The 8,936-nt window shown below is 70.0% G+C and carries 5 protein-coding genes; all 5 read right to left on the bottom strand.

Annotation, left to right across the window (positions count from 1 at the left end; translation table 11 throughout):
* Positions 1 to 45 precede the first annotated feature (45 nt).
* The 5 genes from VOI19_RS08210 to VOI19_RS08190 all read right to left on the bottom strand — a co-directional run bounded on the left by VOI19_RS08210 (position 46) and on the right by VOI19_RS08190 (position 8,756).
* Positions 46 to 2,370, bottom strand: a complete 2,325-nt coding sequence (locus VOI19_RS08210) for a 5'-nucleotidase C-terminal domain-containing protein (protein ID WP_323792476.1) — start codon at positions 2,368 to 2,370, stop codon at positions 46 to 48.
* Positions 2,371 to 2,518: 148 nt separating this feature from the next.
* Positions 2,519 to 3,142, bottom strand: a complete 624-nt coding sequence (gene pgsA, locus VOI19_RS08205; protein ID WP_323792475.1) for a CDP-diacylglycerol--glycerol-3-phosphate 3-phosphatidyltransferase — start codon at positions 3,140 to 3,142, stop codon at positions 2,519 to 2,521.
* On the bottom strand, positions 3,139 to 4,488 hold the full coding sequence (rimO, locus tag VOI19_RS08200) for a 30S ribosomal protein S12 methylthiotransferase RimO (protein WP_323792477.1): 1,350 nt from the start codon (positions 4,486 to 4,488) through the stop codon (positions 3,139 to 3,141). Before rimO ends, pgsA begins: the two co-directional genes overlap by 4 nt.
* 162 nt (positions 4,489 to 4,650) lie before the next feature.
* Positions 4,651 to 6,288, bottom strand: a complete 1,638-nt coding sequence (locus tag VOI19_RS08195) for a helix-turn-helix domain-containing protein (protein ID WP_323792474.1) — start codon at positions 6,286 to 6,288, stop codon at positions 4,651 to 4,653.
* Positions 6,285 to 8,756, bottom strand: a complete 2,472-nt coding sequence (locus VOI19_RS08190; protein WP_416366359.1) for a DNA translocase FtsK 4TM domain-containing protein — start codon at positions 8,754 to 8,756, stop codon at positions 6,285 to 6,287. The genes VOI19_RS08195 and VOI19_RS08190 overlap by 4 nt, the downstream gene beginning before the upstream one ends.
* Positions 8,757 to 8,936: the final 180 nt, after the last annotated feature.

The raw sequence follows: 8,936 nt of genomic DNA, 5'->3' as shown, positions 1-8,936 counted from the left end.
GCAGGAAGGTCTCCCTGCCCCGGTCGCGCTGCTGCGAGAGGGGTGCTACTTGTTGCGGAGCCGGATCGTGGTGGTCTTCTTCTTGCGGGAGAAGGTCTCACCGTCGCCGAGGTAGATGACCTTGACCTTGGTCTTCTTCGAGGTCAGCTTGGCCAGGCGCTGCTGCACCGTGCCGTTGGTGACCTGCTTGGTGACCTGCTTGCCGGCATAGCGGAAGCGGACCTCGCCGGTGACCTCGCCTGCACCCCGGCCGCCGAGCGCGACCTGGACGAGCGGGCGCTTGTTCTTCTTGATCTTCTTCGGCGCAGTGATCTTCAGACGCGGGCTGACCTTGGCCGGTGCGCCCAGGACCGAGATCGGGACAGCGATGTCGGTGCCGGTCGTCGCGCCGCTGACCTCGAGCTCGTAGTCACCCGTGGCAGCGTCGGCCGGGATGGTGACGACGACCGACGCGGTGCCGGCCTCGTCGAAGCCCGGCAGGGCCTCCAGCGCCGTCGTGGTCACCGGGAAGGTGCCCAGCGAGTCTCCGTCGAGCGTGACCTCGACCTCGGTGTCGGTGACGTCGCCGGGACCGGTCATCGACAGCGAGCTGAGCTCGATGCCGACGGTGTCGCCGGCGGCGAACGGACCTTCTCCGAGCGTGGTGCCGACGGCTCGCTGGCTGTAGTCGACCTCGAGCGGCGAGGTCGAGGCGAACTCGTCGAAGTAGTCGACCTGCGCCTGGAGATCGGTGCGGCCGGTGTCCTGCGTACGACCCGTGGTCTTGAAGGCGCTGAAGTTGTCGCCCCCGGAGGCCAGGAACGAGTTGGCCGTCACCGAGTAGATGGTGGACGGGTCGATCGGCTCGCCGTCGAGGTACATCGCGAGGATGTGCTCGCCCTGGGCAGCGGCCGGGTCGTAGGTGTAGGTGAAGCCCTCGGAGACACCGAGCTTGAGGAACGGTCGCGAGGAGCCGTCCGGCTGCCACTGCTGCTCGAGCACCGTCTTGATCTCGGCGCCGCTGAGGTCCATGTTGACCAGCGTGTTGGCGAACGGCTGCACGTTCGCGGCCTGCTTGAAGGTCACGGTGCGCGGGAACGCGCCGTCGATCCCGAGCAGGTCGGCGCGCAGCCCACCGGGGTTCATGAACGCGATCTGGGCAGAACCGAACGTCTCGTCCTCGGTCGCGTCCCGCTGGATCTCGGCAACGAGGTTGCCGAGGGTGGACTCACCGCCGCGGTTCTCGGTGGTGCCGTTGGCGAGCTTGGCGCGGTAGAAGTCGTCGTTGATCTCACCCAGCGGCTCCGCGCCGAGGACCTCGGCGTTGGCGACTGCCTCGTCGACGATCTCCTGCGTGGCCGCGTCGGGGGTGTAGTTGGGTGCGGCGCCGCTGGCGTCCTTCAGCTTGAGCACCGTCTGGGTCTTCGCCTGCACCTCTCCGGTGCTCGAGTCGACGGTGAAGACCAGCTGGTTGAGGTTGGCGCCGTACTGGCCGGCCGAGACGACCGGGCGCTCGGTCAGGGGGCGACCGGACCAGCCGGGCACCGGGAAGGAGCAGTCGTAGGCGAGGTGGGTGTGCCCGGACACGATCGCGTCGACGTTGTCGTTGACACCCTGGACGATCGAGCCGAAGTCGGAGTCGGCGCCCAGCGAGTCGATCGCGGAGCAGTCGGTGGTCGGAGCTCCCTCGTGCACCAGGAGGACCACGACGTCGGCTCCGTCGGAGACGAGGTCGTCAGCCGCGGCGTTGGTCGCCTCGACGATGTCGGTGACCTCGATCTCGGCGATCCCGTCCGGGCTCACCAGCTCGTCGAGGTGCTCGGTGACGGCACCGATGAAGCCGACCTGCACGCCGCCCTCGTCCTTGATCCAGGTCGCCTCGAGTGCGGGGTCGCCGGAATCCTTCATCTTCACGTTGGCGCCGAGGTACTTCCACTCAGCACCACCCTTGGGGTTGCTGGTGGCGTCGTAGGGGGCCATGACGCGGTTGACGAGGTCGTCGTAGCCCTGGTCGAACTCGTGGTTGCCGACCGCGGAGACCTCGAGGCCGGCCTCGTTGAGCGCGTCGATGGTCGGCTTGTCCTGGTCGACGAACGACTCGAACGTCGAGGCGCCGATCAGGTCACCGGCCGCAGCGAACGTGGTGAACGGGTTGGCCGCACGGAGCTCGTCGACGGCCCCTGCCATCACCGCGGCGCCGGCCGCGGACGTGAACGGGTCGTTCGCGATGCGGCCGTGGAAGTCGTTGGTCGCGAGGATCTGGACGTCGACCTCGTCCGCCGGTGCTGCTGAGGCGGGCGAGGTGGTGGCGATCACCGAGAGCGGCGCCGCGACCAGGCTGAGGAGTGCGCCGGCAGCGATGCCGCGCCGACGTGTGGGGTGCGTGAACACAGAGTTATTACCCTTCGAAGGGTCGAGCACAACGGGGTCATGGTGCACCTGCTGAGCCCGAAATTCGACCCTGCAGAGGGGAAGGCCTGAACACTAACCCGGTGCGGGGACACCCCGTCTACCCCTTGGCGAAAACTCCGAGAAAACGTCAGGGGTGCGACGGCGAGGCTGCGGAAGTGATCCCGCGCTGGCGCCAGAACTCGCGAAAAAACTCGTACCCGGACCAGAGCGTCATGGCCACCGCCGCGGCGAGCAGGACCTGCGAGACGCCGAACAGGACGTCGCCGGGGACGTCGGCCCAGCCGGTCATCTGCTTGCCGGGCAGGATCAGCCCTCCGAGGGCCAGCGCCTGCAGCATCGTCTTGATCTTGCCGCTGCGGGCTGCCGCGATCACGACGTTCTTGGCGACCGAGAGCCGCAGGATCGTCACCGACCACTCGCGCAGCAGCACCACGATCGTGACGGCCCACCAGATGTCTCCGGTGATCGAGAGCGCGATGAAGGCCATGCCCGTCAGTGCCTTGTCGGCGATGGGGTCGGCGATCCGTCCGAAGTCGGTCTCGATCCCCCTCGCCCGCGCGATGTCGCCATCGATCTTGTCGGTGATGGCGGCGACCGCGAAGATCAGGTAGGCCGTGACGCGCCAGCCGATCGAGTCGTGGTCGTGACCCAGCAGGGCCCAGGCGAACACCGGGACCAGCAGGATCCGCAGGGTGGTCAGGGCGTTGGGCAGGTTGTAGTTGCTCGTCTTCGCCGGCGTCGTCTCGCTCATCGGGCTTCTCCTGTCGCGACCGCCACCAGGTCGACGCCTTCGGTGCTCACGACGCGGGCGGGCACCAGGTCGCCGACCTTCCAGGTCGCCTCGCCCTCGAGCCGCGTGGTGCCGTCGACCTCGGGACCCTGGTGGGCCGCTCGGCCCTCGGCCCCGATCTCCTCGACACTCTCGACGAGCACGACGACGTCCTCGCCGATGCGCTCCTCGGCCCGCTGGGCGTTGAGCTCCTCGACGAGCGTGGTCACGTGCTGCGCGCGGGCCCAGACCTCGTCGGGGTCGAGCTTGTCGGTGAACGACTCGGCCTCGGTGCCGTCCTCGTCGGAGTAGCCGAAGACCCCGGTGACGTCCATGCGGGCAGCGACCAGGAAGTCGCACAGCGTCTGCAGGTCGTCCTCGGTCTCGCCGGGGAACCCGACGATCACGTTGGAGCGCACCCCCGCCTCGGGCGCGAAGGACCGGACCTTCTCGAGCAGGCCCAGGAAGCTCTCGGGGTCGCCGAAGCGACGCATGCGCCGCAGCACCGTGGCGCTGGCGTGCTGGAAGGACAGGTCGAAGTAGGGCACCACGCCGGGCGTCGTCGCGATGGCCTCGATGAGGCCCGGACGCGTCTCGGCGGGCTGGAGGTAGGACACCCGCACCCGCTCCACGCCGTCGATCGCACTGAGCTCGGGCAGCAGCGTCTCGAGCAGACGGATGTCTCCCAGGTCCTTGCCGTACGACGTGGAGTTCTCCGACACCAGGAAGAGCTCGCGCACTCCCTGGTCGGCGAGCCAGCGCGCCTCGGTGATGACGTCCGAGGGGCGACGACTGACGAAGGAGCCGCGGAACGCCGGGATCGCGCAGAACGTGCACCGGCGGTCGCACCCGCTCGCGAGCTTGAGGGGCGCGAGCGGCCCGGACTCGAGCCGCTGGCGCGGGGCCACCTCGGGCGCGGTCCGGTCGACCGGGCTGATGGGCAGCAGGAGTCGGCGGTCCTGCGGGGTGTGGGCGTGGTGGGTCTCGCCCGCCACGATCGCGCGGAGACGGTTGGCGATGTCGGGGTAGTCGTCGAAGCCGAGCACGGCATCGGTCTCCGGCAGCGTCTCGGCGAGGTCCTTGCCGTAGCGCTCGGCCAGGCAGCCGACCGCCACGACGGCCTGGGCGCGTCCGGTCTCCTTGAGGTCGGAGGCCTCGAGCAGGGCGTCGACGCTGTCCTTCTTGGCCGCCTCGACGAAGCCGCAGGTGTTGACGACCACGGTGTCGGCCTCGGCCGGGTCGGACACCAGTCGGAACCCGTCGGCCGCGAGTCGACCGGCGAGCTCCTCGGAGTCGACCTCGTTGCGGGCGCACCCGAGGGTGAGCATGGCCACCGAGAGCAGCTCGCGCGACGGAGCGTTCTCGCCCTCGCCGGTCGGAAGGCTGCTCGGGGAGTCGGAAGTGGGGGTCGTCGATGTCGTCATGTCGGACCTACTATGCCGCCCCGGCGCCGTGATTCACCAACCACGACAACCCGTCGCGGACGTGACTCACGGCACGTAGGTGCGCTGGGCGTCCTGTCCGGTGGCTCCGAGGGCGCCCTCGTCCGTGCCGTCGACCGTGACGAGGAGTCCGCCGTCGGTGGTGCTGACCCGCACGGGCGGTGCCACGCTCAGCTCGGCGGTCTGCATGAACGCCAGCTGGGCATCGAAGACGACCTGCTGACGCGCGTCGCGCACGATCACCCGAGCGCCTCCGGTGGCGGCGGTCAGGGTGACCGGCACCTTCGTGGTCGCTCCGGACAGCGTGGCGCGACCACCCGGCGAACCGTTGAGCACCGGCTGGTCCGACAGCGGGACGGGACCCTCCATCACCAGGCGCGCCACCGACCACACCAGGACGACGGCCATCACCGAGGCGACGAGCACCGACCAGTTAGGTCCGCCCCGACCGACCCGGCCACTCCCCTGGGCTCCGGCGAGCTCGGCCTCGAAGACGCGGCGGGCGTCGATCGGGGCGTGGGCGTAGTGCTCGTCGTACAGCGCGAGCAGCTCGGCCGAGTCGACACCGAGCACTCGAGCGAGGGTGCGCAGGTGACCTCGCGCGTAGAAGTCGCCACCGCACGACTCGAAGTCGTCGACCTCGATGGCCTCGATCACGTGAGGGCGGATGCGCGTGCGCTCGGCGAGGGACTCCACCGAGACGCCCACACGCTGACGAGCGAGGGCGAGGTGGCGCCCCACGACCGGCTCGACCGGCGTGCGAGGAGCGAACGGACCGGAGTCGAGGTCGCCGTCGATGACGATGGTCTGGGTCTGCTCGCTCGCAGGCAGCTCCTCGGGCGTCGCCGACCCGGCGGACTCAGGGCCCCCGGGAGCGACCTCGGGTGCGACCTCGGGTGCGATCTCGGGTGCGACCTCGCGAGACGGCGTCAGGAGCACCTCGCCGCGCAGCGCTGGGCGCGACTCACGCTGCGGTGCGATGACGACCTCGAGGACGTCCTCCGGCTCAGGGGTCTCCTCGGCCTCAGGAGCGACCTGCTGCTCGACCAGCACCGGCTCGCTCTCGGGCTGCTCGCCGTCGATGACGTCCTCGGACACCTCGACCAGGGGCTTCGGCGCCGGACGCTCGGCCCGCGGCGGGCTGGTGATCGTCACCGAACCACCGCTCAGCTCCTCCAGGGCGTCCTCGACCTCGTGCCAGTCGGCGCCGACCAGACGGGTCGAGAGGGAAAGTCGGGTGCCGAGACGACGACCGTCGGTGGTGACCACCGTGAGCGAGCCGTCACGCAGCGTGCTGGCACGCGGAAGGTGCTCGAGGTGGTCGACGTCCGACCACGCGACGCCCTCCCACAGCGAGCCGCGACGCAGGCGGACACCGAGGGTGTCGAGGACGAGGAGAGGCGCCCGGGCGTCGACGAGGGCAGCGAGGTGCATGACTGCGACTGCGCCGGTGAGCGCGAACAGGGCCCAGTCGAGCAGCGACCCCGTTCCCACCGCGCGGAGCAGGAACGCCACCGCCACGACGCCGGCGAAGGCGCCGACGACCAGCGACAGCGGCCCGTCGCGATGCACCTCCAGCGACTCCGGGGGCAGGTGATCGACGTCGTCCGACGGCTCGAGATCGGTGATGGACTCGGTGACGGGCTCGGAGACGGGCTCGGAGACGGGCTCGAAGATGGTGCTCACTGCTCCCCCTGGATGGTGAAGATGACGGCGTCGACCTCGTCGGGCTTGACCAGCACGTCGCGGGCCTTGGACCCCTCGCTGGGTCCGACGACCCCGCGGCTCTCGAGGATGTCCATGAGCCGACCGGCCTTGGCGAACCCGACGCGCAGCTTGCGCTGGAGCATCGAGGTGGAGCCGAACTGCGTGGAGACGACCAGCTCGATCGCCTGGACCACGAGGTCCATGTCGTCGCCGATGTCGTCGTCGAGGACCCGGTTGCTGGCGGCGGGGGCGGTGACGTCCTCGCGGTAGGTCGGCTCGAGCTGGGTCTTGCAGTGCTTGACCACGTGCGCGATCTCGGCCTCGGTGACCCACGACCCCTGCACACGCACGGCCTTCGAGGCCCCCATCGGCAGGAAGAGCCCGTCACCCTGGCCGACAAGCTTCTCGGCGCCGGGCTGGTCGAGGATGACGCGGCTGTCGGCCAGCGAGGAGGTCGCGAACGCCAGGCGCGAGGGCACGTTGGCCTTGATCAGACCGGTCACGACGTCCACGGAGGGGCGCTGAGTGGCGAGCACCAGGTGGATGCCGGCGGCGCGGGCGAGCTGGGTGATGCGGACGACGGCGTCCTCGACGTCGCGAGGGGCGACCATCATCAGGTCGGCGAGCTCGTCGACGACGACCAGCAGGTAGGGGTACGGCGAGAGCACGCGCTCGCTGCCCGCGGGCACCTCGACCTTGCCGGCGCGGACCGCCTTGTTGAAGTCGTCGACGTGGCGGAAGCCGAAGTTGGCGAGGTCGTCGTAGCGCAGGTCCATCTCGCGCACGACCCAGGCCAGCGCCTCGGAGGCCTTCTTGGGGTTGGTGATGATCGGGGTGATCAGGTGCGGGATGCCCTCGTAGATGTTGAGCTCGACCCGCTTGGGGTCGATGAGGATCATCCGGACCTCGTCGGGGGTGGAGCGCATCAGCACCGAGGTGATCATGGAGTTGATGAAGCTCGACTTGCCCGAGCCCGTGGCGCCGGCGACGAGGAGGTGCGGCATCTTCGCCATGTTGGCGACCACGAAACCGCCCTCGACGTCCTTGCCGAGCCCGACGATCATCGGGTGGTGGTCGCTGCGCGCGGTGTTGGAGCGCAGCACGTCACCGAGGGTGACCTTCTCCTTGTCGACGTTGGGGATCTCGATCCCGATCGCGGACTTGCCCGGGATCGGGCTGAGGATCCGCACGTCGGCCGAGGCCACCGCGTAGGAGATGTTCTTCGACAGCGCGGTGACCTTCTCCACCTTCACAGCCGGGCCGAGCTCGACTTCGTAACGGGTGACGGTGGGGCCACGGGTGTAGCCGGTCACCTGGGCGTCGATGTTGAACTGAGACATCACCTCGGTCAGCCGGTCGACGACCTCGTCGCTGGCCTTGGAGCGTGCCTTGTGCACCGACCCGGGCTTGAGTACCTCGTTGGCAGGCAGCGAGTAGACGATGTCGCCGGAGAGCGCGAGCTGCTCCATGCGCGGCTCGAGGGGCGCGTGGGGCGGCGGCTCGAGCTGCTCGGCGCGCGAACCGGCCGGAGCAGCGACCGGCGAGGTGGCCGAGGACCCGGAGGCCCCGGAGAACCCAGTGGCCTCGGCGAGCGAGGCGTCCTCGCTCGACTCGTGGTCCAGCGCGACGTCGAGAGCGTCGGGTGAGGTCTGGTCGTGGTCGGGCTCGACGGCGGCGATCGCGTCGGTGTCGGCCTCGGTGTCGCTCTCGGCCGAGCGGCGACCGCGGCGCTTGCGCGTCGCGGTGTCCTCGATCACCGGCGAGTCGTACGCCGGGTCGCCGAGATCGGGATCGATCTCCCAGTCGTCGTCGCGCGCTCCGCGCGAGTCGTGGGCGTCGTCGACCCGGCCCAGCGCGGTGTCGCGCAGCACGGCGAGCTTCTCGGGCACCCGGTAGAGGGGCGTGGCGGTGATGACGAGCACCCCGAACACAGCGATCAGCAGCAGCACGGGGACGACGACTCCGGTGGTGCGCAACAGGTCCATGAGCAGCGAGGAGACGACGTACCCGATGGCGCCACCGCCCTCACGCAGCGGGGAGGTGTCGCCGGCCACCGGCTGCGGGTCACCGGCAGCGATGTGGACGATGCCGAGCGCGCCGAGGCTCAGGGCGACCCAGCCCACGGCCTGACGACCTGCGGGGCCGTTGCCGACCGGGTCACGCATGATCCGCCAGGCCGACCAGGTCAGTGCCAGCGGCACGAGCCAGCCGACCTTGCCCACGGTGCCGACGACAGCGGCGCGAGCGAACTCCATGATCCCGCCCGTCGCCTCGAACCACACCGAGGAGGCGACCACGACGGCCACGGCGAAGAGGAAGAGTCCGGCGCCGTCGCGCCGGTGCTCGGGATCGAGCTCGCGCGCGGTGCGTCCGAGACCACGCGCAGCGGCCCCCACGCCGTGAGCGGCGGCGAGCCAGAGCGCACCCAGGGCCCGCAGCACCACCAGGAAGAACCGGGCGACCGGACCGGTGCCCGTGCGAACCGCGCGAGGGGCCGGCCCGGCGGCCACCGTGCGCTTGGCGGTGGGCTTCTTGGCTGACGTCTTGCTCGAGGCCGGCTTCTTGGCGGGAGGCTTCTTCGCCCCCGACCGTGCGGTCGAGGTGGAGGAGGGTCGGGAGGTTTGCTT

The sequence above is a fragment of the Nocardioides sp. genome (genome assembly GCF_034670285.1).
Lineage (GTDB): Bacteria > Actinomycetota > Actinomycetes > Propionibacteriales > Nocardioidaceae > Nocardioides.
Note: the sequence above shows the minus strand (reverse complement) of the source record. Positions and strands in the feature narration are given on the sequence as shown.